21 protein-coding genes are annotated in these 25,935 nt (G+C 44.5%); 10 read left to right on the top strand and 11 right to left on the bottom strand.

The window, feature by feature from the left end:
- Positions 1–786: 786 nt before the first annotated feature.
- Complete coding sequence (locus tag LG336_RS26220; RefSeq protein ID WP_404330410.1) at positions 787–3,699, bottom strand: DEAD/DEAH box helicase; 2,913 nt, start codon at positions 3,697–3,699, stop codon at positions 787–789.
- 220 nt (positions 3,700–3,919) lie between these two features.
- Entirely contained in the window at positions 3,920–5,545 is a 1,626-nt protein-coding gene (locus LG336_RS26215; protein WP_404333291.1) for an SWIM zinc finger domain-containing protein, read from the bottom strand.
- A 250-nt stretch (positions 5,546–5,795) separates the two neighbouring features.
- On the opposite strand from LG336_RS26215, the gene LG336_RS26210 reads away from it, so the two are divergent.
- Both LG336_RS26210 and LG336_RS26205 read left to right on the top strand, forming a co-directional pair.
- Complete coding sequence (locus LG336_RS26210; protein ID WP_404330409.1) at positions 5,796–6,458, top strand: hypothetical protein; 663 nt, start codon at positions 5,796–5,798, stop codon at positions 6,456–6,458.
- A 17-nt stretch (positions 6,459–6,475) separates the two neighbouring features.
- Positions 6,476–7,897 carry an efflux RND transporter periplasmic adaptor subunit gene (locus LG336_RS26205; protein WP_404330408.1) on the top strand — a complete coding sequence of 474 codons (1,422 nt, stop codon included), beginning with the start codon at positions 6,476–6,478 and terminating at the stop codon, positions 7,895–7,897.
- A 50-nt stretch (positions 7,898–7,947) separates the two neighbouring features.
- Here LG336_RS26205 and LG336_RS26200 read toward each other — a convergent pair whose 3' ends face one another.
- The 3 genes from LG336_RS26200 to crcB (LG336_RS26190) all read right to left on the bottom strand — a co-directional run bounded on the left by LG336_RS26200 (position 7,948) and on the right by crcB (LG336_RS26190) (position 10,375).
- Complete coding sequence (locus tag LG336_RS26200) at positions 7,948–8,961, bottom strand: DUF3231 family protein (RefSeq protein ID WP_404330407.1); 1,014 nt, start codon at positions 8,959–8,961, stop codon at positions 7,948–7,950.
- A 686-nt stretch (positions 8,962–9,647) separates the two neighbouring features.
- Positions 9,648–10,004: a fluoride efflux transporter CrcB gene (crcB, locus tag LG336_RS26195; RefSeq protein WP_404330406.1), complete on the bottom strand. Its 357-nt coding sequence runs from the start codon at positions 10,002–10,004 to the stop codon at positions 9,648–9,650.
- Positions 10,001–10,375: a fluoride efflux transporter CrcB gene (crcB, locus tag LG336_RS26190; RefSeq protein WP_404330405.1), complete on the bottom strand. Its 375-nt coding sequence runs from the start codon at positions 10,373–10,375 to the stop codon at positions 10,001–10,003. The genes crcB (LG336_RS26195) and crcB (LG336_RS26190) overlap by 4 nt, the downstream gene beginning before the upstream one ends.
- Positions 10,376–10,565: 190 nt before the next feature.
- Here crcB (LG336_RS26190) and LG336_RS26185 point away from each other — a divergent pair, with 190 nt between their 5' ends.
- Positions 10,566–11,090 carry a hypothetical protein gene (locus tag LG336_RS26185; RefSeq protein ID WP_404330404.1) on the top strand — a complete coding sequence of 175 codons (525 nt, stop codon included), beginning with the start codon at positions 10,566–10,568 and terminating at the stop codon, positions 11,088–11,090.
- A gap of 293 nt (positions 11,091–11,383) precedes the next feature.
- Here the strand turns inward: LG336_RS26185 and LG336_RS26180 are convergent, their stop codons facing one another.
- From LG336_RS26180 to LG336_RS26170, 3 genes are all read right to left on the bottom strand, one after another.
- Positions 11,384–11,800, bottom strand: coding sequence for a hypothetical protein (locus LG336_RS26180; protein ID WP_404330403.1), 417 nt, complete (start codon positions 11,798–11,800; stop codon positions 11,384–11,386).
- Positions 11,801–11,988: 188 nt separating this feature from the next.
- On the bottom strand, positions 11,989–13,341 hold the full coding sequence (locus tag LG336_RS26175) for a TrkH family potassium uptake protein (RefSeq protein WP_404330402.1): 1,353 nt from the start codon (positions 13,339–13,341) through the stop codon (positions 11,989–11,991).
- A gap of 539 nt (positions 13,342–13,880) precedes the next feature.
- Complete coding sequence (locus LG336_RS26170; RefSeq protein WP_404330401.1) at positions 13,881–16,316, bottom strand: Lon protease family protein; 2,436 nt, start codon at positions 16,314–16,316, stop codon at positions 13,881–13,883.
- Between the two features lie 242 nt (positions 16,317–16,558).
- On the opposite strand from LG336_RS26170, the gene LG336_RS26165 reads away from it, so the two are divergent.
- The 4 genes from LG336_RS26165 to LG336_RS26150 all read left to right on the top strand — a co-directional run bounded on the left by LG336_RS26165 (position 16,559) and on the right by LG336_RS26150 (position 20,527).
- Positions 16,559–16,783 (top strand): hypothetical protein, encoded by a 225-nt coding sequence (locus LG336_RS26165; protein ID WP_404330400.1) that lies wholly within the window; start codon positions 16,559–16,561, stop codon positions 16,781–16,783.
- Positions 16,773–17,117, top strand: a complete 345-nt coding sequence (locus LG336_RS26160; protein WP_404330399.1) for a type II toxin-antitoxin system PemK/MazF family toxin — start codon at positions 16,773–16,775, stop codon at positions 17,115–17,117. Before LG336_RS26165 ends, LG336_RS26160 begins: the two co-directional genes overlap by 11 nt.
- Positions 17,118–17,336: 219 nt before the next feature.
- Positions 17,337–18,719 (top strand): L-cystine transporter, encoded by a 1,383-nt coding sequence (locus tag LG336_RS26155; protein WP_404330398.1) that lies wholly within the window; start codon positions 17,337–17,339, stop codon positions 18,717–18,719.
- Between the two features lie 1,097 nt (positions 18,720–19,816).
- Positions 19,817–20,527, top strand: a complete 711-nt coding sequence (locus LG336_RS26150) for a hypothetical protein (RefSeq protein WP_404330397.1) — start codon at positions 19,817–19,819, stop codon at positions 20,525–20,527.
- 219 nt (positions 20,528–20,746) lie between these two features.
- Here LG336_RS26150 and LG336_RS26145 read toward each other — a convergent pair whose 3' ends face one another.
- The 3 genes from LG336_RS26145 to LG336_RS26135 form a co-directional block, all read right to left on the bottom strand.
- Complete coding sequence (locus LG336_RS26145; RefSeq protein WP_404330396.1) at positions 20,747–21,433, bottom strand: ABC transporter ATP-binding protein; 687 nt, start codon at positions 21,431–21,433, stop codon at positions 20,747–20,749.
- Complete coding sequence (locus LG336_RS26140; RefSeq protein WP_404330395.1) at positions 21,430–23,079, bottom strand: ABC transporter permease; 1,650 nt, start codon at positions 23,077–23,079, stop codon at positions 21,430–21,432. The genes LG336_RS26145 and LG336_RS26140 overlap by 4 nt, the downstream gene beginning before the upstream one ends.
- 473 nt (positions 23,080–23,552) lie before the next feature.
- Positions 23,553–24,632 carry a Fe(3+) ABC transporter substrate-binding protein gene (locus LG336_RS26135; RefSeq protein ID WP_404330394.1) on the bottom strand — a complete coding sequence of 360 codons (1,080 nt, stop codon included), beginning with the start codon at positions 24,630–24,632 and terminating at the stop codon, positions 23,553–23,555.
- Between the two features lie 376 nt (positions 24,633–25,008).
- Here LG336_RS26135 and LG336_RS26130 point away from each other — a divergent pair, with 376 nt between their 5' ends.
- From LG336_RS26130 to LG336_RS26120, 3 genes are all read left to right on the top strand, one after another.
- Entirely contained in the window at positions 25,009–25,284 is a 276-nt protein-coding gene (locus LG336_RS26130; RefSeq protein WP_404330393.1) for a hypothetical protein, read from the top strand.
- A gap of 3 nt (positions 25,285–25,287) precedes the next feature.
- Complete coding sequence (locus tag LG336_RS26125) at positions 25,288–25,464, top strand: hypothetical protein (RefSeq protein ID WP_404330392.1); 177 nt, start codon at positions 25,288–25,290, stop codon at positions 25,462–25,464.
- 268 nt (positions 25,465–25,732) lie between these two features.
- The gene (locus LG336_RS26120) at positions 25,733–25,903 is read left to right on the top strand and encodes a hypothetical protein (protein WP_404330391.1); all 171 of its coding nucleotides are present in this window, start codon (positions 25,733–25,735) and stop codon (positions 25,901–25,903) included.
- The last annotated feature ends 32 nt before the right edge of the window (positions 25,904–25,935 follow it).

The raw sequence follows: 25,935 nt of genomic DNA, 5'->3' as shown, positions 1-25,935 counted from the left end.
ATTTCGGTCATCATGAGAGCTTCATGGAGCCCGTTTATCGAAGGTGCATCCGATTTTGGTCACCATGAGGGTTTCATGGAGCCCGTTTATCGAAGATGCATCCGATTTTGGTCATCATGAGAGCTTCATGGAGCCCGTTTATCGATAGTGCACACGATTTCGGTCATCATGAGAGCTTCATGGAGCCCGTTTATCGATGATGCATCCGGTTTTGGTCACCATGAGAGTTTCATGGAGCCCGTTTATCGAAGGTGCATCCGATTTTGGTCATCATGAGAGTTTCATGGAGCCCGTTTATCGAAGGTGCACACGATTTCGGTCATCATGAGAGCTTCATGGAGCCCGTTTATCGAAGATGCATCCGGTTTTGGTCATCATGAGAGTTTCATGGAGCCCGTTTATCGAAGGTGCACACGATTTCGGTCATCATGAGAGCTTCATGGAGCCCGTTTATCGATGATGCATCCGGTTTTGGTCATCATGAGAGTTTCATGGAGCCCGTTTTTCGATAGTGCACACAATTTCGGTCATCATGAGAGTTTCATGATGACCGTTTTTTTTTGGTGTTCTCGAGCTGGTTCAATTTGAAGCGTTCAACTTGCTCTTTAGGTCTGATTTCAATCTATTTCGGTCACGGAGGAAATACCCGCCGACTTTGTAGATCCAAAAATAAACACACCAATAAAGAAAAAAGACCCTGCAAGTCACCTCACAGAGTCAATCGAGACAAGGGGACAGGTCCATATGTCCCCCGCTGGGACAAGGAACCTGTCCCCTTGTCCCGCCTTACCCCAACCTTACTAACTCTTCTAACTCGCCTGTAGAGAGCTCGGTCATCCAGGTATCGCTTTGGATGATTTGGTCGTTTAGGGTTTGTTTCTTTTCAAGCATGGCGTCAATTTTCTCTTCAAGTGTGCCGGTGGCGATGAGTTTGTGAACGTGCACGAACCGGCTTTGGCCAATCCTATATGCTCGGTCTGTGGCCTGGTTCTCGACCGCGGGGTTCCACCAGCGATCATAATGAATCACGTGGTTGGCGGCCGTCAGGTTCAACCCAGTTCCTCCAGCTTTCAACGATAGCAGGAAGAATGGGAACTCTCGATTCTGGAACTGTTCAATCATCTGATCGCGCTTCGTTTTCGGCAAGCTTCCGTGTAAAAATGGAACATCGACGCCAAATTCCTTTTGCAGCACGCTACGAATCATTTCGCCCATGCCAATATATTGGGTAAAAATCAAGCAGCTTTCATCCTGCTCCCTTACTGCACCGGCCAGCTCCATCAGCTTCTCTAACTTCGCCGAGCGGGTCACAAGCTCCACCGGCTCCGGTTCTTTTAGATAAAGCGCAGGGTGGTTGCACAGCTGCTTCAAGCGGCCAAGCATTTGCAGGATCAAGCCTTTGCGCTCAAATCCAGACAATTTTTCAATCTCGCCGAACGTGTCCTTCACCAATTGCTCATAAAGCGAAGCCTGTTCCGCCGTCAGTGGACAATACTCTTTCTGCTCAATTTTATCAGGAAGATTCAAGGCCACATCTTCATCCTTCTTCGTCCGACGAAGCAAGAATGGTCGAATCAAGCCTTGCAACTGGCGGATTCGTTCCACCTCGCCGTCCTTTTCAATCGGAACAATGAACCGCTTCTGGAACTGACCGGCACTCCCAAGATAGCCACGATTGGTAAAATCAAAAATCGACCATAGCTCAGACAGGCGGTTTTCCATTGGCGTCCCGGTTAGGGCAATATGATGTCGGCCCTTCAACTTGCGAACAGCGCGGGACTGCTTCGTGTCCGCATTTTTAATATTCTGCGCTTCATCAATCGCGACCGCACTCCATTCAACATGTTCAAGCTCTTCAAAATCAAGATGAGTTAACCCATAAGAAGTGAGAACAATGTCGGCGCGCCCTGTCCGCTCGAGCAATTCTTCACCTTTCAGCCGGTTCGAACCATAATGCAACATCACATCAAGACTAGGCGCAAAGCGCTCGATTTCCTTCTGCCAGTTTCCAAGAACGGAAGTCGGACAGATAATCAACGCCGGACCACTGTCTGACTCCTGATCTTTGACCGCCAACAGGTAGGAGATAAGCTGAATCGTTTTCCCAAGCCCCATATCATCGGCTAACACCGCGCCAAATCCGTATTTTCGTAAAAATAACAACCAGTTCATCCCTAGTTTTTGATAAGGGCGAAGCTCACCTTCGAGCCCATCAGGCACCGGTTGGTCCGGAATTTCCTTCGTTTCAGACAACTGCTTCATCATCTGCTTCCAATGGCGATTCAACTCAATTTGTATTTTCGCAAATGCACGCGGATCCTCAAGCTGGTCGGACGGTTCCTCGCCTTCTTCATGCAATTCCTGCTGCAGCAGATCGCGAATATGTAAGCCTTCTTTGTCTGCCTTTTTCATCAAATCCTGAATCTGGCGGATAAACCCTTGGTCGAGCTTAATCCATTTGCCGCGCACAAACACAAGCCGCCGCTTTTCATTGACGAGCCGCTGGAACTCATCCTCATCAAGGTCAACGCCATTCATGGAGAAGCGCCAATCATAATCAAGCAGGGCATTGAGGCCAACGAACGAACGCCGGTAACCGCCCTGGCTCTTTAACCTCGCCTTCACCTTTAATTGCGAGTTACGAATCGCTTCCCACCATGAAGGGAGGAGAATCTCGATGCCAAGGGCAATCAAGGTTTCGCTTGTTTCGGTTAAAAATTGCCACGCATCCTCCTCGGTTAACGAGGACTTGAGGTGAATGTCATCGGCACCGCGCTCGCCTTCCTCGGACAACCAAGGGAATACGTTCGCCAAACGCTGTTCCTCAGCATCAATTTTATCGTAAAAGCCTTCCCAGTCAGCTGGATAATCCGCATAGTTATTGGCGTCAATCACCATGCCATTATGGCCGCGTAAAAATAATCCAAGCTTCCAGTCGCCTTCGCCGTCTTCAGGCTCCTCCAAGCGGAGACCAATATGGAACGGTGCAGGGTTTTCTTTTAAGCCAATCCACTCAAGCCAACGCGTTTCATCAAAGTAGGCGGCCAGTTCCCTGCCAGAAAGCTGATTGTTGCGCAACAGTTCAAGCTTTTCTCCAAGCAGGTATTTAAGAGATTCATTTTCATTAAAATAAGAATCCAGTGCGTAGTGAAACAGGTCGGAGATAAACTTCTCAACATGCCAAGATTGACCGTCCTGGTGGATGGTATCGTCCCAAAAATTATCGCCAAACTCATCTTTCACTTGTTCAGGAAGCAACCAGCGGAACGCACGGGACTCGGTAACGGGCGCGGCAGCCTTGCCAACGGTGGTGTCATCTCCGTTTCCCCCAGACCCCGCACCGTCAAGCGCCCGAAAATCTGGATGCCAATCCTTTTCATGTATCGCATCGTAAATCGCAAGGGCTGAAGCGAGGCAGAGGTGGGAGAGCTCATCCCATTCCCACTCGACGATCCGGTTGAAGCCTTCCTCAGCAAAGAGCGTGACAAGCTGCCAGCTGCTGATGAACACACCGACCGCCCCGTTTAGCTTGCCGTCTTCAAGCATCGTGCCATAATAGCTTTCCTTGTGACGGTTAAACAGCAGATGCCTCCAGGACGACAGCTCAATATCACGCCCATTAGCATCCATCCCATGAAGGAAAAACCTCCCATCCTCCAACGGCTTCATATGAATCGAAATCAGTTTCATCTGCAGCATCACAGCCGCTCCTTTCTTTTAGTAGTGGTTAGGTAGGCGGCATCGCCTGAAATTTGGTTAGTAGCAGCCAGGTAGGTAACGCCTGAAATTTGGTAAGTAGTAGCTAGATAGGTAACGCCTGAAACTTGGTAAGTAGTAGCCAGGTAGGTAACGCTTGAAACTTGGTTAGTAATAGCTTGGTATGTATCGCTTAAAATCCGGCCGACACCTGGCACCGCCCTTATTCTTCCACCTTCACTTTCGGCTCGATCAACTTCCCGCGCTCACACTCAGCATGAAACGCACGCAGGCGTTTATTTCGGTCGAGAAGTTTCTCGAGAAACGTTTCCCACTCAGGTACACGCTTTAGTTTTTTATAAACGGCACGGAGCTTTTTCAACAAGCGGACAGCTTGCTTATAGCTCGGTCGGTTCTTTTGACTAATCAGTCCATCAACCGCCTGATGAAGAATCGGAAGCAGCACCTCCGGATCCTCTTTTTGGAGAACCTTTATCTTATCGTTCGGCACACTCAACGATTCGAAGTTCGTATAGGTAAACAGCTCGCCCCATTTGTCATACTGACCTTTTGTAAATAAAAAGTCCTCATATTCAATAAAACTGTAGGGGAGAGACTGCGCTAACATTTTTTCATAGAGATCCTCGCGTCCACCTGAGCGGAAATACGGCATCGAGGTCCGCAACGCATGACGCGTAAAGTCGCGCGCTTGATGATAATTGCCCATCTGGACCACTGCATTCCGCATATGCTGGGTCATATACTCAATAAAAACGCCAGCCCGATTAAAATCTCCTTGCGAGGTCAGCTCTTCAATCCAATAAAACGTAAACGGCAGCGTGTGATTTCCCAGCTTTTTAAGATGCTCAAGTGTATCTCGGTCCTGATGGGCCAAGAAATACTGATGGGCGAGAGCGATTTCCTCAGCCTGCGTTCGCTTGCCATCACCAAATGCTTCAAGCCGCTTGCGCTCACCATCGCGCCAGCTTTTCTTTTTTAACAAATGGCTCCACAGCATCCGGTACAAATTCATCCGCTCATAATTGAACAGGTCCTCGCGCTCCACCAAGTCGGCGGTCTCTAGCTTTAACTCTTCCATAAAAGGATCAAAGTCAAACGGCAAGCTATGCACCGCTAACGACGCAACCAAGTCTTCGATATCTTCTTCCAACGTATCGAATAAATAGCGGTAATAGCGATCAACCGTTTCACCCGAGTGCCCAAGCTGCTCACTTAAAATCGTCAGTTGCTTAAAAGCATATAAGTTCCCAACCAGCTCATACAATGCTTTCCACTCCTGTTGAAGCGGGGCCGAAGCTCGGACCTTGCGCATATAAGCATGCAGTAGGCTTGCAATCACGTATGGCGTTGGCTTGCCTTGACCGAGAACAATCTCCTCAAAGCTGTCCACGAACTCCTCCACCCAACGACCATAATCATGACTGTCACTTTGCCTTGATTTCATCAAATCCTTGGCCTTTTTCATGCCCCATTCTTCGGCCTGCTGGCTTTCCTTCGCAGGCTTGCGCCAGTTTTCCACCCAATCGGAGACACTATCAACCTGGCTATAGGCATGGAAAAACGCAGCCATGCGGTGACGGCAGAATCCATAGGCCGGACATGTACACGTACTGTCCTCGGGATTGCTGAGACTCACATACACGCGAACCGGAGTTACATCCTGAACCGTCGCCCACACAGAGCCACCGATAAATTTCACATGATGAACAAGGCCCTGGCGGTAAAGCATCAGGCCCTTTTGGACAACTTTAGCATCTTCTTCAGACTCCGGCCGCAGCAGCTTCTTTAGTTCATCAGCCGCTTGCCGCACCTGCACCTCTGGAACCATCGTCACCGTCATTCCTCCTTTAAAAATAAATCTGGGTTATTATGTAAAAACATTCCGTCGCTAAAAAACCATATTTCTTTATTATACCCTAAAAATCCCACTTAGAGGAGTCTTGAGGTTATTTGAAATCAATAGAGGATTTTCACCTTTGCGAAAAGAATATCAATGTATATATGTTCACAAATAATCAGCCTTTCCATAGAAAACAAAATAACACCCACAAGTCCAACAAAATTGGAGGGAAATGAAAATGATGTTCCAAATTCGCCTGATGCGCGGATTACGCCACCCGAATTATTTTATGTATGAACTGAGAACGACCGAGAGTGTGGGGAAGGTGTGGCGCCATACCCTGATTATGATCCTCATCAGCGGGTTGGTGTTTGGGCTAAGCGGCTATTTCGGGATTGGGTCGGAGTATTTGGCGAAGAAATTTCTCACCGTTAGCATAGAAGAATTTCAGCTGCAAAAAGCCTTATTCGTTGCCGGCCAAACGCTTTGGGGGCTGTTTTACGGGCTAGTCATCCTATACATATCATCCTTCTGGTTTTGGAGCATGACCGACACAGACTTGAACCGCTTTGTTGTGATGCAGCTGCTTGTCTTAATCGTTCTCCTTCTAGAAAGGCTTGTTTTGATTCCTGTCAGTCTCCTGCTCGGAGTCCCAGAGGTAAGCTCACCATTTTCACTCGGGCCAATTGCCCAAACGCTAACAGAAAACAGCTTTATGATAAATTTCTTCGCAGGAATTTCTCTTTTTAAAGTGTGGGTAGTTGTGATTCAATACCTTTATGTTCGCGCGTTGACGGACAAATCACGAATAATCGTCTTATCATTGGTACTTGGCTTGAATCTCGTTTATTGGCTACTGTCTGCGTTTTTTTCCATCATTCAGTTTGAGAAAGTTATATAGAACGGCAGGTGATGTTCATGAAAAAACGAACCGCAATCCTCACAGCAACTGGCGCATTGTTCATTGCGACGAATGTGTTTCTTACTCTACATAATGATAGCAAGGTTAGCCGCACCAACTTTCTCACAAGCTGGTTTGAAGCGAAGGCCGAAACCCTTACGGAAACGCTCCAAACTGCGGGCGTCGTCACTCCGACCGAGGAACATCCGATTTATTTTAATGGAGAAGAGGGCGGCTTTCAGCAATTCTATGTGCAAAAGGGTGATTCCGTTACGGCAGGGACGCCTTTATATGAATATAAATCGGCACAGGTTGATGCCGATCGGCAAAGGCTAGAAACCGAAATCAAGCAACTGAACAGGGAAGTCGCGTTGATTGAGGACCAAGTTCAGCAGCTAGAATACTTGCAGACCGTTTCTGCCGGAAGTTCGTCCGATAGCGTCGCGGTAAGTGGTGATGGCTTGGTAACTCCAGTGCCTGGGTTAAAATTAGAGACGCTAGTCGAAGTAACGATTGAAAAGGAAATCTACGATAAAGAAAGGGAAATCCGCAATCTTGAAAAAGAAATCGAGGTCCATGAGGACAACCTAGCGGCCCTAGAAAGAAATAATGAACTTGACGTCCGCAGTCAGGTGAATGGCACGGTAAAAGAGATCAATCTGGACCTGAAAAATCCAATTATGACCATCATCTCGGATGACCCAAAGGTTCAGGGGACTTTTACCGAAAAGGACTTGGCCAATGTTACCGAGGGGATGGAGGCGTATATCACCTCCGACCTCATTCAGGACAAGCTTGCCGGCAAGCTAACGAAAATCGCTAGCCATTCTAAGGAAGACCCAGACGTTAGCAAAGAAAGTGAGTTCAGCTTTGAAATCGAATTGGACCCGCAGCCAGCAAGTGACAGCGAGACGCTCGTAGCTTCCACCGAGGAAATGGATGAGGCAGAAGAAATGGTGGCAGACTCCGAAGGCACAGAACTTGAGGACCCTTGGGAACTAGCGGACGAGGACCTAGCGGATACATCAAGGGACTCCCAACCGATCAATGACGGTGATGATTTGCAACCGAATAAGGGGGAGCCCAACCTCGTCCACGGCCAGCATGTCGACATCACCATCATCACCGATCAAAGGGTGGGGGCTGTAACCGTTGCGGACGAGCAAATTCAAAACGGCAGCTACTTGTACGTCCTCACAAGAACCGGGAAGGTAGAGCGTCGGTTCATCAATATGGGCCTCGAAGTGGACGACCGAATCGAGATCATCGACGGATTACAAGTGGGTGAAACAGTTGTGGAAAACGCTGAGCGGGTAGCGAAACCAAACGCACCGTTCATCACCAGGTTAGACCTCCTTAGACTCAATCTAAAATTACTGAAGGACGGCGAACCGATGGATTGGGTAAAAGCCATCGGCGTCGGATTTTCAAAACAATAAAGAATCAGGCTCCAGTTGAGCCTGATTTGGGACACGGGGACCATGTCCCACTACTTCTTTTTCCAGACTAACTCATCGCGATCCGCGGCCATTGGAGGCTGCTCCATCCAGCCATTTTTAATCATGATATTGGCCCCATCTTCCGAATACAATTGGACCTCAACAGATAATCGATTATACATGACCCCAATGTCGCCACGTGGACTTTGCGCAATCGCGGTCCCATAATAGCCGACACTCAAACTAATCATTCCAGATGTAAAAAACATCATCAGTTTGTCCGAAAAGGTAGTCGAGGTGCTCTCCGTGACTTCCGCAGCCCATGTAGACGGAATTGGAAGGTTGCTTTCTGTCAGTTTATCACCAAATAACCTTGTATGCTTTTGGGCAATTCCAATGCCTTTCACAAGGAACTGCTTCACGTCCTTTGACTGGGCCACCTGACTAAACCCTGTTATGGTGGCCTCTCCCAATGCATTTCGCTGGTGATTCGCGAACAGATTGCTAACCTCAGAGGCGACTAAAGGACGCTTTTCGCCGATGACATCTAAAACAAACCCTTGTTTTTTAACATAATCCACGTCTGTTTGGTTTGGAAGGTAAGGGGAGCGGATGTATATCCCCTTTGCTAACAGCAGCTCCTTGGAAATTTTATATAACTCCATGGTTTCAGTCATACATTCCATAAAATAGTCGGTTATATCGGCCCTTGTCGTCGAAGCAACGGCGGCCGAGTAATTTGTTAGCCCAATTTTAGACATAGTATGGATAAATTGAAGTACATAGGTGTCTGAGTACAGCCTAGGTGCTTGGAGATTCACATCAGTCCCCACACTAAACCCATCCGGTACGACTTGCTTCTCTTCCTTAAAAATGCTTGTCAGCTTGTCAATATGACTTTTCGATATGTTTAAAGCGTGATCAATGATTGGTTTTATTTCTTCGTCTTCAGCCTTTTCTAGAAAAAACGTAAGCATACAGATGCTTCCACTATCATTCATGTACTGTGCCCAAAGCTGGGCTATTTCAGAGGATGTTAGCCGAACCTGACCTACATTACTCATATTTATCACTCCAATTTGAAGTCTATATTCCATGTTTTCCATTCTTGATACTCATTATGTATTTCCAAGCGGATTTCATGTGGTGAGTTTTAGAACAAAATAAAAGAAGACCCTTCCCATTAGTGAGGGGTCCTCTTTAACGGTGCAAAAGAACCATTTTACACGATAATTAGAGTTCTAAATCTCAACGATTATAGCATTATGAAGTCATTAAAATTCCTGACCTCTCTCTTAAAAAAGAAGGTCTTCCTAAATTTGGTAACTATTGAAAGTGAAATAAGGGGAGATTTTCCCCTTAAATACAGTATTGAGCTCGTTTCGGGGGATATAAGGGGAGATTTTCCCTTTATGCAAATAAAAATGCCCCGTTTTCACGCTTTTCTAGTGAATAGCGGGAACTTCTCCCTTTATTTCAGCTATTTTCAACGCTATTTACAAATTAAGGGGAATTTTTCCCCCTATTATTGTTAAGTGTTAAAGGTGGAAAGTAGGAATGTCGAAAAGAGCGGGGCATTTCCAATATGGATGCCTCCTCGAGCACTTCGCTCCTGTTGGGTTTCCCTTGGCCTTGCACTCCCGCAGGACCCTTTGAATAGGCCCACGCACGTCGTTGATTTTCGAGGAGTCTTTGTACCTTCACTTCAATCAACAGGTACGGGAACAAAGCTTACTTGTCGGCATTTCCCCTAAACCACCCATCCAATCCAAGCAGCTAAAACTGAGAGCAGGAAGGAGGTTCCAACATAAATCGTCGCCAGCTTAAGTTTGTTAGCCACAATCAATTGCACAGTCTCGTTCCCAAAGGTGGAAAATGTGGTATAAGCGCCACAAAAACCTATTCCAAAGAGGGACAGAGCCCAATCTTGTATCAAGCCTTGAGTATGTAAGTTAAAAAGTAGTCCAAGTAAAAATGAACCGGTTATGTTGATGATCCACGTTCCGCGGGGAAAATGACCTCTGTAATTGCGCATGACTGCGAGTCCAAGAGAATATCGGCAAATCGCACCGAGCGCACCGCCAATGCCAATTAGGAGATAACTCATACAGTGGCATCCCCCTTGGTGGCAAGCTTAAAGCCGAGAAACGCCAACAGAAGTCCTACTAAAATAGAGAGAAGAACATAAAGCAGCGCAAACAAGACTTGGCCAGCTACCAACAGGTTAACGGTTTCAACTGAAAAGGTAGAAAACGTCGTAAAAGAGCCTAAAAAGCCAGTACCGATTAGCAGAACCGTTTCCCCACGAAACGCCCGCCGCTTGGCAAACGCCAAAAACCAGCCAAGTGCTAGGCAGCCAAGTAAATTAACCAGCAAGGTCCCAATCGGAAATCCGTTATCTGTATGCAGCCATTCCCCAAGCGCAAACCGCAGAATAGCCCCGAAAAAACCACCTAAACCAACAAAAATAAGTTTCATTTGGTGCCTGACCCCCATTGCGTTGAAGAGATAAAGTATAGCTTTATCATATACCATCCTGACCTTAATTTTAATGAAATGTAAAAATCTCCACCAGTGGGACAAAATAAACAGGCTAGGTATGATACTTGTTGTCTCTTGAGGTAATCGGTTCTATAATAAATCTATCTGATTAAGGAGGTGAAAACTCATGAAGAAGGGTACGATACACGCCATAAAAAAACTTGAAAATACGATGAATGAGAGACTCAACAAACAGGATGAAATGATGCAGCAACTCATTCATCTCGTAGCAAAAAATACAGAGCGGATCATCGCAATGGATGAACGCTTCGATGGAGTAGACCAGAGGTTTAGCGAGATGGATGAACGCTTCAATGGAGTAGACCAGAGGTTTAGCGAGATGGATGAACGCTTCGATGGAGTAGACCAGAAGTTTATCGCAATGGATGAACGCTTCGATGGAGTGGACCAGAGGTTTAGCGAGGTGGATGAACGCTTCGATGGAGTAGACCAGAGGTTTAACGAGGTAGATGACCGACTAGTTCGGATAGAGGCGGCAGTTACCAGGATTGAGGAAAATGAACCAGTCAATATTACTTCAATGCTAAATCAAATAAACGTCAAGTTTGATGAAAGTAGAAGTGAAATTCTAGCTTTGAATATACGGGTATCAAAAACAGAATTAGAAATTGAGAAACTCACAAAAAATTAAGATTGTTCCCTTTGGAGTCTAGGTACTCTATAGGCAATTCTATCTATTCTACGCTTTACTAAATACTTCCTTGTTTTCATATAGAAAACAAATGAACTTCTTTCCATCAATGAAATTCAACCTTCAATTCAATGTAAAAATTCATTCGTTCCCGTCTACGGCAATATTGCAGAAGTAAATAGGGAAAGAACACCCCATATAAGGCAATTTCATTTTCCCTATTTACTACGACCTTAGAGCCAATAATCCTTGTTCCACCAAGGCGAATTCAACCAAACGTTTGATTGACCCACTTAATTCTCGTATTCCTCGGCAAATCTTCTCATCACTCGATTAATCGCCAGAACCAACTCAGGCCGGCTGGATAAAGACAACACGACTTCTTTAGTGTTGTCCTCAAGATCAAGATGAATTTCCGCTTTGATACGGATTCTCATCTTCTTTCCTTGAAATTGAACAGAGTAGCAGCCAAGATCCTTCACTTCATTGTCCTCATTCATTTGTTCAATCATCAATTGGATAGCGTGAACATCGGAAACTTTAAAGCTAGAGTCAAAAATAGCAGACAACCGACAGAAAAAGGGCGGCACATTTTCAGAAACGAAGGTCATGGTCGCTACTGCTGAATCACGAAAATCCTTCTTAATCAACATCACAACCACAGCCGCAACGATAAGCAGTCCCCAAAGCACTAAACTAAAGTCAGGCATCCTCATACACACCTTCCAAGTTCGTACATTCATCCGAAATTAAATGAATTAAAGCCGCTTAAACGAGTGAGGAAATATCTTCCTTATATAAGTTATGATAAGAAAATCTATTCAATGTTTTAAAATCATTACTATCTATAAAATAATAAAAAGGGTGGGCAACTAAATGCCAACCCTCAAGCCTGATACTATCCAATAATCACTTTCTCCCTAGGGAAATGATACAAATCATCTGCCCCAGGTCTTGATATAATCGTGATAAATGACAGGATTCCAATCCGACCGATAAACATCAGTAAAATAATAATAATCTTCCCAATGGTACTGAGTTCAGGTGTGATACCCATTGATAAACCGGTTGTCCCGAACGCCGAGGCCACTTCGAAAATCAGTTGCATCGTTGTAAACGGCTCGGTAATCGAAAGCGTGACGACTGCAATAAAGCATAACAGGAGTGCCGTCGACATCACGGCCATTGATTTTAAAATATCCTCAGGCTCAAACTCCCGATTGAATACTTTTACCGACTTCCGCCCGCGAGCAAAGCTGTATAAAAACAACAGGATAATCGCGACCGTCGTCGTCCGTACGCCACCGCCGACAGAGCTAGGCGAAGCTCCAATGAACATCAATCCACTAATCACAAGGAGTGTAGGATTGGTAAACAAGCTAACATCGACCGTGGCCAAGCCACCATTTCTCGTCGTCGATGATTGGAAGAAGGCGTAGAAAAACGACTCATGCCAAGTTTTATCCGCGAAGAAATGGTTAAATTCTAATAGTAAAATTGCAACAGTACCAAAAATCATTAATCCAAAAAACGTGGAAGTCGTTAGTTTCGTATATAAAGAAAAACGGGTTCGCTGACGTGTTTTTCTCGTTGCAAAATAGTCCTTTAACTCAATCAACACCGGAAATCCAATCGCCCCTAAGGTAAGGAGGACGATGTTAACGGTCTGCACATAGTAATCATGTGCAAAGGGAATCAGCGATTGTCCGGTAATATCAAAGCCTGCATTGGTGGTGGCACTCACAGAAGCAAACATCCCCTGTAAAAACGCCTCTTGCCAGGTAGGGAAGTAGCCTAAAAAGTAAGTCCCCAATAGTAAAGCGCCAACAAGCTCAATCGCAACAATGATGATTAAAATATTTTTCATTAGGATCACAAGTCCAGACAAAGACGACTGATTCTGATCCGTCTTGATGAGCTGACGTTCTTTTAAGCCAATCTTTCTCCCTAAAATCAACCAAAAAAAGGTTCCCAACGTCATTATTCCAATACCACCAAATTGGAGGATGAACATCAAAATAAAGATCCCCGTGGTGCTAAACGTATCTGGAGTAGAGACAACCGTTAGGCCTGTCACACTAATCGCACTCACCGCCGTAAACAGCACGTCAATAAACGACCATTCCACCCCTGGCTTCAAGGCAATCGGCAAGCTGAGCAAAGCGACCGAAATCAAAACAGCAAAAAAGTAAAAAGAGACAATTAATTGTGAAGGGGATAGTTTTTCAAACCGCATTTTCAAAGGTACCATGTCAAAAAACTCCTTAAAAGAGGACCCATTGATCCAAATGTATGTAATTTATTATAGTCTCTCACATTATAAAGACTAGATGTTTAGAAAGGAAGTTTTTCGACAATCTGAGGGTACGTCCCTACGTGTCCTTGAATGAAAATTAGATTTCCATTCTGTAAAAGGCAAAATATATTCCCGTACGGGGAATAAAACCCCAATATATTCCCGTACAGAGAATATAACGCTGTTGGTCCTCGATTATATTCTCAAATAGGGAATATAACGTCTCTTAGGGGGAATATATCGTCCCTCAGGGAGAATAAAAGCCAAAGACCGCCCAATATATTCCCCTAGGGCGAATATAGTTTACCCCCTCACCGTATCTAATGACCTTTTTTCAGCTAAAACCCAACCCCAACACGCTAAAACCCAAGCCCAAACGCAAAAGAAGAGCAAAAAGCTCTTCTTTTAAGCATTTTACTTATAACCAGAGCACGATAAGCCTTCAATTAACCCCAAAAAGAAGCAAATTAACTGGGATACCCCCCAGCAGTTCATCAAGCAGTCCCAACTCCAGCGCCTTCTTTCCGCTGCTGTTCCTTCGCCGCCTCATACATCGAAGTAAACCGCGTCTCAACCTTAGCAAAAATAGTACCTTCAGGATACTGTCCATCGTCCTCACGCACATTCCCTGCAGGAACACCTGTTAAAATCTCAATCCCTTCAGCAATATGGCCAACCTCCCAAATATGGAATTCTCCGCGCTCAACGGCAGCAACCACCTCTTCAGCCAACATCAAGTTGCGGACATTCTGTTTCGGGATAATCACACCTTGTTTCCCGGTTAAGCCCTGCTCCACGCAAATATGATAAAAGCCTTCTATCTTTTCATTCACCCCACCAATTGGCTGGATTTCGCCCCATTGGTTAACCGATCCGGTCACGGCAATCCCTTGATAAATCGGAACCTCTGCAAGTGACGATAGCAGCACATATAACTCGGTGCTTGAGGCACTATCCCCATCAATGCGCGAATACGTTTGTTCAAAAGCAATGCTCGCGGATAACGGGATTGGATTGTTTTTAGCAAACAGCCCTGCGAGAAAGCCGTTCAAGATCATATGACCTTTATTATGAATCTGCCCACTCAAGGCCGCTTCACGTTCAATATTCATAAACCCGCTTTTGCCCACAAAGGTCTGGGCGGTTATTTTCGTCGGAATCCCAAAGCTTGAATCCCGCGTCCCCATCACGGCAAGCCCGTTGATCTGGCCAACCCGGTAGCCGTCGGTATCCACCATAATCACACCTTGATGAATCATTTCGCGGTACTGCTCAGACACATGATTCGAACGATGCACCTGCTCGGCAAGCGCCTGGGCAATATGGGTGTCCTCGACAACCTCAGCGCCAGCCTTCCTCGCCCAATAGCTGGATTCAACGAGGACTTTGACAATATCATGGAACCTCGTCGACAGCTTGCTTTGCTCCTCAACAAGACGTGAGCTGTAATCAATGACCTTTGCAACCGCCCGCCGGTGGAAGGGAAGCAAGCCTTCATTATCAGCGTAATTTTTCACAAAGTGAGCCATCTTCAGGCTGTTTTCTTCACTCTTTTGCATCACCGTATTAAATTCAACTTTAACCTTAAACAGCTTATGAAAGTCCTCGTCTAGCCTAGAGAGGAGGTCATACAAATAATACGAACCAATCATGATGATTTTAAGATTGAGCGGAATCGGCTCAGGCTTGATGCCGCTCGTCGGGAATACCCCGCGCTCCTCGCTCAAGTTTTCAATCTGCAGCTTTCCTGTTTGCAGCGCTCGTTTCAACAACGTCCACACATAAGGCTGCTGCAGCAATTCTGACGCTTGTAAAATTAAATACCCACCGTTCGCCATATGGAGGACACCTGGCTTGATGTACGTGAAATCAGTCGTCCACATCCCGAGCGAGCCATGATATTCCACCTTGCCAAACAAGTTGTGATACGTCGGATTCGTTTCGTAGATGACGGGCGCGCCCTCCAGCCCTTTATGATTCACCAGTAAGTTCACGCGGTACCGGTTGAGCTGCTGCTCCTTTGATGCCGTGAGTGCGTTCAGCGGATTCACTTGCTCCTCTTCCTCTAAAAAGAAGGAAAAGTGGACGACGACATCATGGAAAAACGCCTCCAAATAGCTAAGCACCTTTGGGTGATTTTTATAGTGATCGCGAAGCGGCAGAAACAGCCCTTCAACCGCATCAACGGCGGTTTGGCGCATAAATTGCTCGGCCGTCTTGCGTAGCTGCTCATCAATCGTCCGAATCTGATAAACCGTTTCACGGATTTTCTCCTCAACCAGCTTTTCCTTCGCAAGAATCCTTTCTTTTTCCTCCTCAGGCATCTGTTCATAGACCATGCGATCAATCGGCTTCCCGTTCATCAGCGGAAAGGTCGCATAGCCATTTGGGGCACGTTCAAGGCGAAGGTCCAATCCGAGGGCAAAGTTTTCCACCTCGGCCCACAGTTCATCCGCTTTTTTCTGAAATTGCTTCATGACACTTTGCTTCTTTTTCTCAAACTCTTCCGCTTTAAAAGTAGAGCGGATTTCGCGTTCAATCTCAATGACTAACGTCTCGATTTTCCGTTGGAATCGCAAGCCTTCACCAGCTGGCAAGGAAATCACCACAGGCCGGTCAGGGTTCTCAAAATGGTAAACATAACACATATCATCCGGGACGGCGTGCTTGGCAGCCATTTTCCGAACGCTATTCTGGGTATACGTCATCCGCCCAGTCCCAGACGGCCCAACCACAAACAAATTATAGCCAGATTGTTCAACCGCCAAGCCAAACTCCATCGCTTGTTTCGCGCGATGTTGGCCAATCATCTCGGTCGGTAAAGTATCAAGGTCACGGGTCGTTTCAAAAGGGAGGAGGTTCGGGTCAAATTCAGCACGAAGCATAGCGGCATGCACCAGGTGGCGAGAAAGGACAGGTTCACTAGTCAAAATAAATCCCTCATTTCTAATTGTTTTTAAGCAAGAGACAGGGAAGGGGCGAGTGCAAATAATCGTCTATCTATATCCCTTCGATACAGAACCTGAACAAACCTTGCAAAGAAACAATTGTTCAACAAATCTACTAATTTGGAAACATTCCCATACTTCCGAATAATCCCACTGACGGAGGTTTCACTTTAATATCAGCCAGATGTTATAATAAACCAAAGAATAAATGGGGTGAAAAACTCATGTCTGCATTGAAAAAAGAAGATGTTCTAAGTGAGATGGATGAACTCATTAAATCCATGACGAAAGAAGAAAAACATACTTACGCTCAGCGGCTTTTGAAAATCAAGGAAGGCGTAGAAAAGCTTTTGAAGGAAGAAGAAGATGAGCTATATTATGGGATAGTGAATGAGTCAATGAAAGAAGTATGGGATAATGAAAAGGATGATGTTTACAATGACCTATAAAAAAGGCGATGTAGTCTTGGTTCCTTTTCCGTTTACAGACGGGAAAGGGAGCAAGAAAAGGCCTGCTTTAGTTTTAAGCAAAGAAGGACATCATACTACCTATGATAAGTATGTGTGCTTAATGATTACAAGCCAAGGAGCTTCCGAAGGAACAGAGCGATATGAACACAATATTAATTCTCCACTAAGCAGAGGATTGGTATTAGAACCTTCCTTTGTGATAGTGGACAAGGTGTTTACTACCGAGGACCGTTTCATATTAAAAAAGCTAGGTGAAATTGGTTATGTCAACCTCAGAATTGTTGAACCAATGTTTGATAACATCTATAAATAAGATATTAGTAGTTATGAAGGGGCGGTGCATCTGCTCTTTTTTTATGCCTGTGTTACCGGGTCTTTGAACGAACTTAGCAAGGAGAACAGGATGCCGATTCCCTTCCTCCCACAGTTCTATAATTCCGACTTGACACATAGGAATTATAGTAGTAAGATTTGTGAGTCTTATTTACAGGATTATTTATTATTTTCATATTCTAAGATAGGGGGAAGGGAAATGAATAGTTTACTCATTATTGTCAACATCGCTGTGTTTCTCGTGTTGCTAGGCGTATTGTTCTACATGCAAAAGAAACATATTTCATTTTCGAAGCGTGTATTCGCAGGTTTAGGTATAGGTATTATTTTTGGTGTTATCCTTCATTTATTGTACGGATCCGCTTCGGATGTCACATCAGGCACGATTGAGTGGTTAAATGTTGTCGGAACGGGCTATGTACGCTTGCTGCAAATGGTCGTTATGCCGCTTGTGTTCGTTTCAATCGTCGGAGCATTCACTAGAATGAAACTAACGAAAAACGTCGGGAAAATCAGTTTCCTCGTGCTTGCTATTTTACTAGGAACCACCGCGGTTTCAGCAGCAATCGCGATCGGAACAACTGTAGGTTTTGGTCTTGATGGCGTTGAGCTAACAGAGGGAGAAGCTGAAGCAAGTCGAAATGCGATGCTAGCTGAACGTGCAGGCGAGGTTGAAAGCTTAACGGTTCCTCAGCAGCTTGTGCAAATGATTCCAAACAATCCGTTTGCTGATTTAACAGGTTCACGCGCAACTTCTACGATTGCCGTCGTCATCTTTGCTGCCTTCATCGGTGTGGCGTATCTTGGGGTTAGAAAGAAACAGCCAGAAGAAGCAGCCCTTTTTGCTAAAATCGTTGATAGCTTATACGCCATCACGATGAGAGTCGTCACCTTGGTTCTTCGCCTCACTCCATACGGAATCTTGGCGTTGATCACAAAAGTCGCAGCAACAAGTAATTATGAAGCGATTGTTAGCTTAGGCAAGTTTGTGGTTGCGTCCTATGTCGCGTTAATCTTAATGTTCGTTGTTCATTTGATTTTACTAGCATTTGCAAAGTTAAGCCCAGTTCGATATGTGAAAAAAGGCTTCCCAACCTTGCTATTTGCGTTCACGTCACGCTCTAGTGCCGGAACATTGCCATTAAACATCAAATCACAAACAAAGGACTTTGGTGTATCTGAAGGGATCGCCAACTTTGCCGGTCCATTCAGTCTGAGCATCGGCCAAAATGGCTGTGCCGGAATTTACCCAGCAATGCTTGCGGTGATGGTCGCACCAACCGTTGGAATTAACCCATTAGATCCATCATTCATCCTAATGCTTATTCTTGTCGTTATGATCAGCTCCTTTGGAGTAGCTGGTGTCGGCGGTGGCGCAACATTTGCATCTCTTATCGTTCTTTCCGTTATGGATCTGCCATTAGCGATTGTCGGTCTATTAATCTCTGTAGAACCACTAATCGACATGGGCCGTACCGCATTAAACGTCAGCGGCAGCATGACAGCCGGTATCTTAACAAGCCGCATCACGGGCGAGTTCGAGCAAGAAGTATACGATAAGCCAGAAGTCGTCGAAGCATAAGACTTTCATTATAATAAAATAAACCTAATGCCTGCCCTACATGATTGATGTGTAGGGCAGGCATTTTTTGTGGATGCAAGGGGACTGTTGGATAGGTAGGCTTTGTTCCATAGGGGCGATACAAAGACAAAAATCAATGGATTGTATGATTTTGCAAAAGACCCTATGGAGAAAAATAATATAAATAGTCGAAGTTTGCATTTCCGAGGAAATATGTAGCCGATTTTGTCTATGAATCTATTTATAATAAAATATCGTTGCGGTTTTCTATTAAATTGATCTAGGGAATTGAACGGGGTGATATTTGGGTTCGTAGATCGCGTATCGCTGGGCGATATGAGGGAGCTTTAGTAATAAATATTCACATCCAATAATGTAACTGAGTTCTGAAAAAACAAGGTTACAAGCATTCCGATGGTGAAATGGTGATAATCATTCAACCTAGCATCGAAGCGATTATATCGCCATCCGATATGGACACGGAAGACCCTCCGAAAAGGCTATGAGCCTTTTGAGGATGTTGTATCGCTATGCGATACGGAAAGCTCACTTTGGAGAGTAAAACCATGCGGCTATCGTGTGGCCAATCAACTCAATGGGAGTGAAATTTATTGGCGATCTACTTCAGCAATATATAAGCTAAGAATTTACGAATCTATAATGTTTGTTAGAAACATCTTTGAGAGTAAGGTTGAACTCCCTACAATATTTGTATCGCTATGCGATATGGGCAATCGATATACGTTGTGCATCCTTAAGAGGGGCTTATTTTTCAAAAAAAATCGGAAGGGGCACAGACATCCATGAGAAGGACCTAAATAGGTTGTAGGTGGGAATTCCAATCATGAAAAGTCTTGTATCGCCATGCGATACGGAAAGTCACTTTGAAGAGTGAAACAACGCAGCGATTGGGTGACCAATCAATTGATTGGGAGTGAAGAGCGATATATAAGCTAAGAATTTACGAATCTATAATGTTTGTTAGAAACATTCTTGAGAGTAAGGTTGAACTCCCCACACTATTTGTATCGCTAGGCGATATGACTCTTGCAAATTCAGCTGAAAACCTTCATATTTAATATGAAAGGAGGTTCGATATGAGAAGCGATATCCAACCGTATGAACTATCGTTCACTTCCAAGGAGGTGGCGGAAAAAGCAGGGATTGCTACACCGACTGTTCGGAAGTATGCCCAAATCTTAGAGAGAAATGGGTATGAATTTCTAAAAGAGGGCGATCGACGGGTTTTTGTTCAATCCGATATTGAAGTGCTTGTAGCGCTACGCGATACGGACAACCCCCTTGAAGATGAAGCGAAAGAGCTTGCTTCTCAACAGAAAGCAAGATTAATAGGCTCAACTGAAATCGAAGTGGCTGTACCCGATACATATGACAATATGCTCCAAGACCCGAATCAGTTAAAAGAGATGTTCACTTTTTTAGCCAATGAGCTCGCAGCAACAAGGGAAATGAATGTCCAACTCACGAACGATATGTCCCAACTGAAAGTAACGGTTTCGCGGCTTCAGCAAGACCATCATGATTTAGGGGCGAATATTCGAAACTCCGCACAAAAAACTCAATTAAAAATTGAAAAACTAGCGGAACAAGAACGAACCCATTACGAAGAAATGTTGCAACAGGAAAAAGAAAAAAACGACACTTTACAAAGGGAAATCCAAACATTAAGGGAAGAACAGAGTAAAGTATTGCGTTCACAAAATGAGCTTAATCGAAAGGTTGAAGAAGTGGTTCACAAACAGCCCAAAGATACATGGGGAAAACTTATGTCCATCTTTCGAAAATAAGGTGCCTGTTAAAGGCTCTTTTTTTTGCATTATTTACTGAATAGGGGTAATTCTTTAACTATCATCCTAAAAAGAAAGCAGAACAACCGCCCCTTATAGAACGAAAAAGCCCACTCCTTTAAAGAAGCAGGCTTTGTTCGTGTGGGAGTTCCCCACTTTATCGATTACAAATGAATGTACTTGCTACTGAAAATCACAAAAACAAAGGAAACAGGAGACCTACCCGTGAACCAACACCTTAACCTTCTCTACAGCCCGTGACTTTTCTTCGGTCAGCGAGATACTCCGGTCACAGATGGCGTCGACGTCGTGGCGGTCGTGAGTGACCATCATGCAGGTCATATTTGCGGCCTTTAAGATCAAACGCAGCTCTTCGCGAATCTCGCCCTTTAAGTCTGCATCCAAATTACTGAATGGCTCATCCATTAACAGCAAACTCGGCTTCGGCGCCAAGGCCCGTGCGAGGGCGATCCTTTGCTGCTGTCCACCGCTCAGCTCATGCGGGTAACGCTTTGCATACTCGGTCATCTGCACAAGCTCGAGCATTTCCGTCAATCGAGCCTTTCGCTCGCTGCGGCTCATGCCATTTAACCCAAATAAAATATTATCCTTCACCGTCATATGAGGGAACAATGCATAATCCTGGAACACCATTCCGATGCCTCGATTTTCAGGCTGAACAAACAGCTTATGATTGACAACCGTCTTACCCGCAACCGTAACCGTCCCGCGCTCGGGAACCTCTAACCCTGCAATCACTCGAAGCAACGTACTTTTCCCGCTACCGCTTTGGCCGAGAACGCCGACAATCTCACCCTGGTTCATTTTAAAAGAAACATCGTTTAGAATCGGTTTTTTCGCTCCCCTAAAGGAAAACGTTAACCCTTCAACATCCAAAATTTTCATTGTTTCACCCTCTTCTTATCGATTAAGTAGAATAGAACGACAGATAAAGAACTAATCGCAATGATCATGAGCGACGGGATCGCGGCTTCATGAATCATTTCATCTTTGGCAAATTGGTAGGTCTTCGTTGCGAGCGTTTCAAAGTTAAATGGCCGTAATAGCAACACAAGTGGCAGTTCTTTCGTAATTTCAACAAATGTAAGGATAAAGCCGCTTAATAGTGCACCTTTCAAGAGCGGCAATTCGACTTTAAAAAACGTTCTTGTTATTCCGTTTCCCATCAACCTTGAAGCTTCTAAGTATTTCGTTCCGATTCGCTCAAACCCGACCTCAATGGAGTTGAAGCCAGTGGCCATGAACCGGATGCTGTAGCCGATAATCAACATGAAGATCGACATGCTGAGAATAAGTGGCGCCTCACCCCAGCCTAGCGAAGAATACAAGGGTGCTAATTTTTCATCAAGCGTGATGAACACCGCTAAAACGCCGATGGCAATAATCGCTCCAGGAATCGAATACCCTGCGGTGACTATTTTAGCTAAAAAGTAAGAAAAGACCGTTTTCGAACGACTGACATTCGCTACGACAACCGCAAGGATGATCACCAATGTGGACGAAACCCCTGCAACCATAACGGTCTGTTTTAGCAAGGTGAAGAACGACGTGCTCCAGACCTTTTCAAACGTCAATCCTGCCCATGAAAGCAACTGGATCAACGGAATCGCAAATCCTAATAGAAAAATCAGCGCACAATAGCTAAACGCAGTAGCAGCCTTAAAGCCGGTAAGCTTCATGGGAACAAGTGGTTTCGATTTATTGTTCAAATTATAACGCTGACGCTGTCTGAGCAAGCGCTCAATGATAAACAATCCAACGAGAATCACCATCAACCAAGCGGCCAATCTCATCGCAGTATCGACATCATACATCCCAAACCAAGTTTGGAAAATCGCCGTTGTGATTGTATGAATGCCAAAATAACTCGTTACACCATAGTCACTTAACACTTCAAAGATAACCAATGCGGCCCCGCCAACAATGGCTGGCCTTGAGAGGGGAAGCACTACTTTTATAAAAACATCTAGTGGCTTTCTGCCCAGTAGCCTTGCGGATTCGATATAAGATGAACTTTGATTTTCGAGAAACGCTTTCGAAATCAAGTACACATACGGGAATAAGAATAAAGTAAAAATAAACACAGCTCCACGTAGGGAGGAGATCGATAAAAGCTCAGGGTTGACTTGGTACCCAAATTCATTCCGCAGCGTGGATTGAACGACCCCGGTATAGCTTAACATCGTGCGATACGTGTAAGCCGCAATGTAAGGGGGGATCGCCAGCGGAAGCATCAGTCCCCAGCGGAAGAAATTCCGAAGTGGAAACTCATAGGCAGTGGTTAACCATGCCAGTGTGATGCCCAAAAACGATGTAAGCACCCCGGTTAATACCACAAGGGTCATCGTGTTAAAAAGATAGTTTTGTAGTAAATATTCACGAATTTGGAACCAATTTTTATTTGGCTCCTGAAAAAGCTCGAGAAACACAAACAGGATGGGCATCAGGATTACAGCTGCCCCAATCATGCTGATGATCCACCAACCGTTAAGCTCCTTTTGTGCATAGCGCTTAACTCGATGTAGGTTCATTTTAACTCCAACCTGTCTTATTTAAAATTTCCATAGGATCTGGATATATTCCCCATGATTGTAAAGTTAGTAGGGGTGATAGAAATGATAATCATTATCAATAGTTGCTACCTTTATTCTATCTATCTATAGTGTTAAGGTCAATAAGATTTTAGAATGTTCATATAATGTTCAAAGTCGGAAAGAGTGTTGTTTAACTGAGATGGCTGTTTTTGCTACTGAACAAGGATTGTTGATTTCCGCTCCGGGCACTCGCTTTCCGTGGGGAGCTCCTGGAGCCTCCTTGGCGCTTTCAGCTCCTGCGGGGTCTCCAGTGACCTCTCTATCCCACAGGAGTCGAGTGCCCTCCGCTCCAATCAACAATTTACTTTTACATCGCCTAATCTATAAAATAGAACACCTCTAAATCTCTCCCAAATGAAAGAACTTCCACAACAAAAAAGACAGCAGAATAAACTGCTGTCTTAGGCCGATTACTTCCAACCACTCTTATTAAAGATTTCAATTGCCTTCGCGTTATGCTCACCAAGTGTATCAAAGTTCAGCTCTTGCATTTTGAACTCGCCCCATGATGAAAGGACTTCAGGTAGTGCTGCTTCTGGATTCACTGGGAATTCATAGTTGTTTGCAGACAAGTATTCTTGCGCTTCTACGCTTGTCATATATTCAATCAGTTCAACAGCGTTTTCTTTGTTAGGGCTGTGCTTCGTTAAAGCAAGTCCAGAGATGTTCACGTGAGTACCATTTGTTTCTTGGTTTGGATAAAAGACACCGATGTTCTCAGCAACTTTCTTTTCCTCTGCATCCTCAGAGTTTAACATAAGACCAACATAGTAAGTGTTCATGATTGCAACATCACCTGTACCCGCTGCAATGGCTTTCGCTTGGTCACGGTCGCCGCCATCAGGCTGACGAGCAAAGTTTTTCACAATTCCATCTGCCCATTCTTGTGCAGCCTCTTCGCCATTCAACTCAATGAAAGAAGCAAGAAGGGACTGGTTGTAAAGGTTTGTTGATGAACGAGCAAGCACTTTGCCTTGCCATTTATCACTTGTTAAATCCTCATACGTTAAAAGATCTTCCGGTTTCACACGGTCCTTTGAGTACACAATTACACGTGCTCTAGTAGACATTCCCACCCAGTAATTCTCTTTATCTCTTAAATTTTCAGGAACTTGTTCGTTCACAATATCAGACTCAACAGGTTGTAGAACATCGTTGTTTTTTGCGTTTGCTAACACACCGCCATCAACCGTGATAAATAGATCGGCTTCTGTGCTTTCGCCCTCACGCTTTAAGCGTTCAATAAGTTCTTCCGCTTCTGCTTTGACAACATTTACTTCAATGCCCGTTTTCTCAGTAAAGTCCTTAAACACTTGCTCATCGGCTTCATAGTGTCGAGCCGTATAGACATTTACAATTTTACTTTCTGGTTCAGCCGCTTTATCAGTTGTTTTTTCCGGCTCTGAGCCCGAATCTGTGCCACAGCCAGCTAGTCCAACTGTTAGTAGTGCGCTTGCTAATACAGGTTTGATCCATTTCGAGATAATCATGAATAATTGCTCCTTTGTTGTTTGTTTTGTCGTATAGTTGGTAATGAAATTCATTATCAATTAGATGATTTTATTCTACCTTGTGATAGTGAATACGTCAATAACTTTTCTGAAAGTTCACAGTTTATTCAATAAATCTTTTCCCTGAATGCATGGGGCCTGTTTCTATAGCCCTTGCACCCGGTAGTGAGGAATAGCCATTGCCGTAATTTCATTAAAATATGGGAAAAATAAACTATATTTTAGATAATAATTTTTAAAGATTACAAGGAAGCAATAGAAAAGCATAGTTAAAAGTCATGCTTCATGATTTCTACGTGAGTGTTCGTGTTAAACTTGTAAGAGGGCAACAAAAGAAAGTGAGGGTAACATAAAAATGGGGATTACGATTATCGATATAGTCTTTTTTATTATCGTGATTTATCTACTGACTAAAATCAGTAAGTTAGAACACCGCATCAGTGCGATGCAAAAAACAATTGACCAGTTAACGTCCAAGGTGAAGCTTCCAGAACCAGCTATCAATAAGGAACTCCGCCAGCTATTAAAAGTCGGCAAAGAGGTCGAGGCAATTCGCCAAGCGCGCAACGAGTTCGGCCTTTCATTAGCTGAGGGAAAACAATACGTGGACAAGCTAAAGAGTGGGAACTAGCCTATGAAAAAAATCGCAAATAATGCTCTGCAAATTTATCTAGTGGTCATCTTCATCATGCTTATGAAGAGCTTCCTCCCATTAGGGGAGACCATCCAAACCCTAATCAGCTTCCTCTCTGTGTTGGTCGTGCTTGGCGTGTTTATTATAGAGAAGAAGGTTCATAGGAAAAAACGCTAGTACTTGGATTAAAGCTCCGAGTACTAGCATAGTACTCGAACCCCTAATGACCCTTTTTCAGATAAAACCAACCCAATACCACGCAAAAGTGCTGCATAGCAGGCCCAAAGCTCTTCCTATTAAGGTAATTAAGCTTTTAAACTAGTCGTACAACGTTCAACCCCACCCTTCATCCAACAAATTCTGAATAAAACAAGTTCTACCCCGCATATTGATGAATGAACACATAGCTTCGAAAGGGGCTGGTTGCTTGAGGAGAAATCGAAACATGCCAATCATTTTGTTCATGGGCGCTTCCTTGCTACTCTTTCTGATTGTCAACACGCTTAACAGTCTTAGAATCTATGTTGTGTACAGTTCTGGGATAGGACCGTTTTTATTCATTGGCTTTGTCTTAATCGTCATGGTGATGCTATATATAAAAGGAATGAGATATTGAAAGCAGAGGGACGGATCTAGATTCGTCCCTTG

Origin of the sequence: Mesobacillus maritimus (assembly GCF_044803185.1) — a bacterium.
In the GTDB taxonomy this organism is placed as follows: domain Bacteria; phylum Bacillota; class Bacilli; order Bacillales; family Cytobacillaceae; genus Mesobacillus_B; species Mesobacillus_B maritimus_B.
The sequence above is the reverse complement of the archived record's forward strand: the minus strand, read 5'-3'. Positions and strand labels throughout refer to the sequence as shown.

Excerpts from the sequence above, each read along its gene's own strand:
- LG336_RS26220 (WP_404330410.1), bottom strand. The coding sequence starts at position 3,699 with ATGCTGCAGATGAAACTGATTTCGATTCATATGAAGCCGTTGGAGGAT.
- LG336_RS26215 (WP_404333291.1), bottom strand. The coding sequence starts at position 5,545 with ATGGTTCCAGAGGTGCAGGTGCGGCAAGCGGCTGATGAACTAAAGAAG.
- LG336_RS26210 (WP_404330409.1), top strand. The coding sequence starts at position 5,796 with ATGATGTTCCAAATTCGCCTGATGCGCGGATTACGCCACCCGAATTAT.
- LG336_RS26205 (WP_404330408.1), top strand. The coding sequence starts at position 6,476 with ATGAAAAAACGAACCGCAATCCTCACAGCAACTGGCGCATTGTTCATT.
- LG336_RS26200 (WP_404330407.1), bottom strand. The coding sequence starts at position 8,961 with ATGAGTAATGTAGGTCAGGTTCGGCTAACATCCTCTGAAATAGCCCAG.
- crcB (WP_404330406.1), bottom strand. The coding sequence starts at position 10,004 with ATGAGTTATCTCCTAATTGGCATTGGCGGTGCGCTCGGTGCGATTTGC.
- crcB (WP_404330405.1), bottom strand. The coding sequence starts at position 10,375 with ATGAAACTTATTTTTGTTGGTTTAGGTGGTTTTTTCGGGGCTATTCTG.
- LG336_RS26185 (WP_404330404.1), top strand. The coding sequence starts at position 10,566 with ATGAAGAAGGGTACGATACACGCCATAAAAAAACTTGAAAATACGATG.
- LG336_RS26180 (WP_404330403.1), bottom strand. The coding sequence starts at position 11,800 with ATGCCTGACTTTAGTTTAGTGCTTTGGGGACTGCTTATCGTTGCGGCT.
- LG336_RS26175 (WP_404330402.1), bottom strand. The coding sequence starts at position 13,341 with ATGGTACCTTTGAAAATGCGGTTTGAAAAACTATCCCCTTCACAATTA.
- LG336_RS26165 (WP_404330400.1), top strand. The coding sequence starts at position 16,559 with ATGTCTGCATTGAAAAAAGAAGATGTTCTAAGTGAGATGGATGAACTC.
- LG336_RS26160 (WP_404330399.1), top strand. The coding sequence starts at position 16,773 with ATGACCTATAAAAAAGGCGATGTAGTCTTGGTTCCTTTTCCGTTTACA.
- LG336_RS26155 (WP_404330398.1), top strand. The coding sequence starts at position 17,337 with ATGAATAGTTTACTCATTATTGTCAACATCGCTGTGTTTCTCGTGTTG.
- LG336_RS26150 (WP_404330397.1), top strand. The coding sequence starts at position 19,817 with ATGAGAAGCGATATCCAACCGTATGAACTATCGTTCACTTCCAAGGAG.
- LG336_RS26145 (WP_404330396.1), bottom strand. The coding sequence starts at position 21,433 with ATGAAAATTTTGGATGTTGAAGGGTTAACGTTTTCCTTTAGGGGAGCG.
- LG336_RS26140 (WP_404330395.1), bottom strand. The coding sequence starts at position 23,079 with ATGAACCTACATCGAGTTAAGCGCTATGCACAAAAGGAGCTTAACGGT.
- LG336_RS26135 (WP_404330394.1), bottom strand. The coding sequence starts at position 24,632 with ATGATTATCTCGAAATGGATCAAACCTGTATTAGCAAGCGCACTACTA.
- LG336_RS26130 (WP_404330393.1), top strand. The coding sequence starts at position 25,009 with ATGGGGATTACGATTATCGATATAGTCTTTTTTATTATCGTGATTTAT.
- LG336_RS26125 (WP_404330392.1), top strand. The coding sequence starts at position 25,288 with ATGAAAAAAATCGCAAATAATGCTCTGCAAATTTATCTAGTGGTCATC.
- LG336_RS26120 (WP_404330391.1), top strand. The coding sequence starts at position 25,733 with ATGCCAATCATTTTGTTCATGGGCGCTTCCTTGCTACTCTTTCTGATT.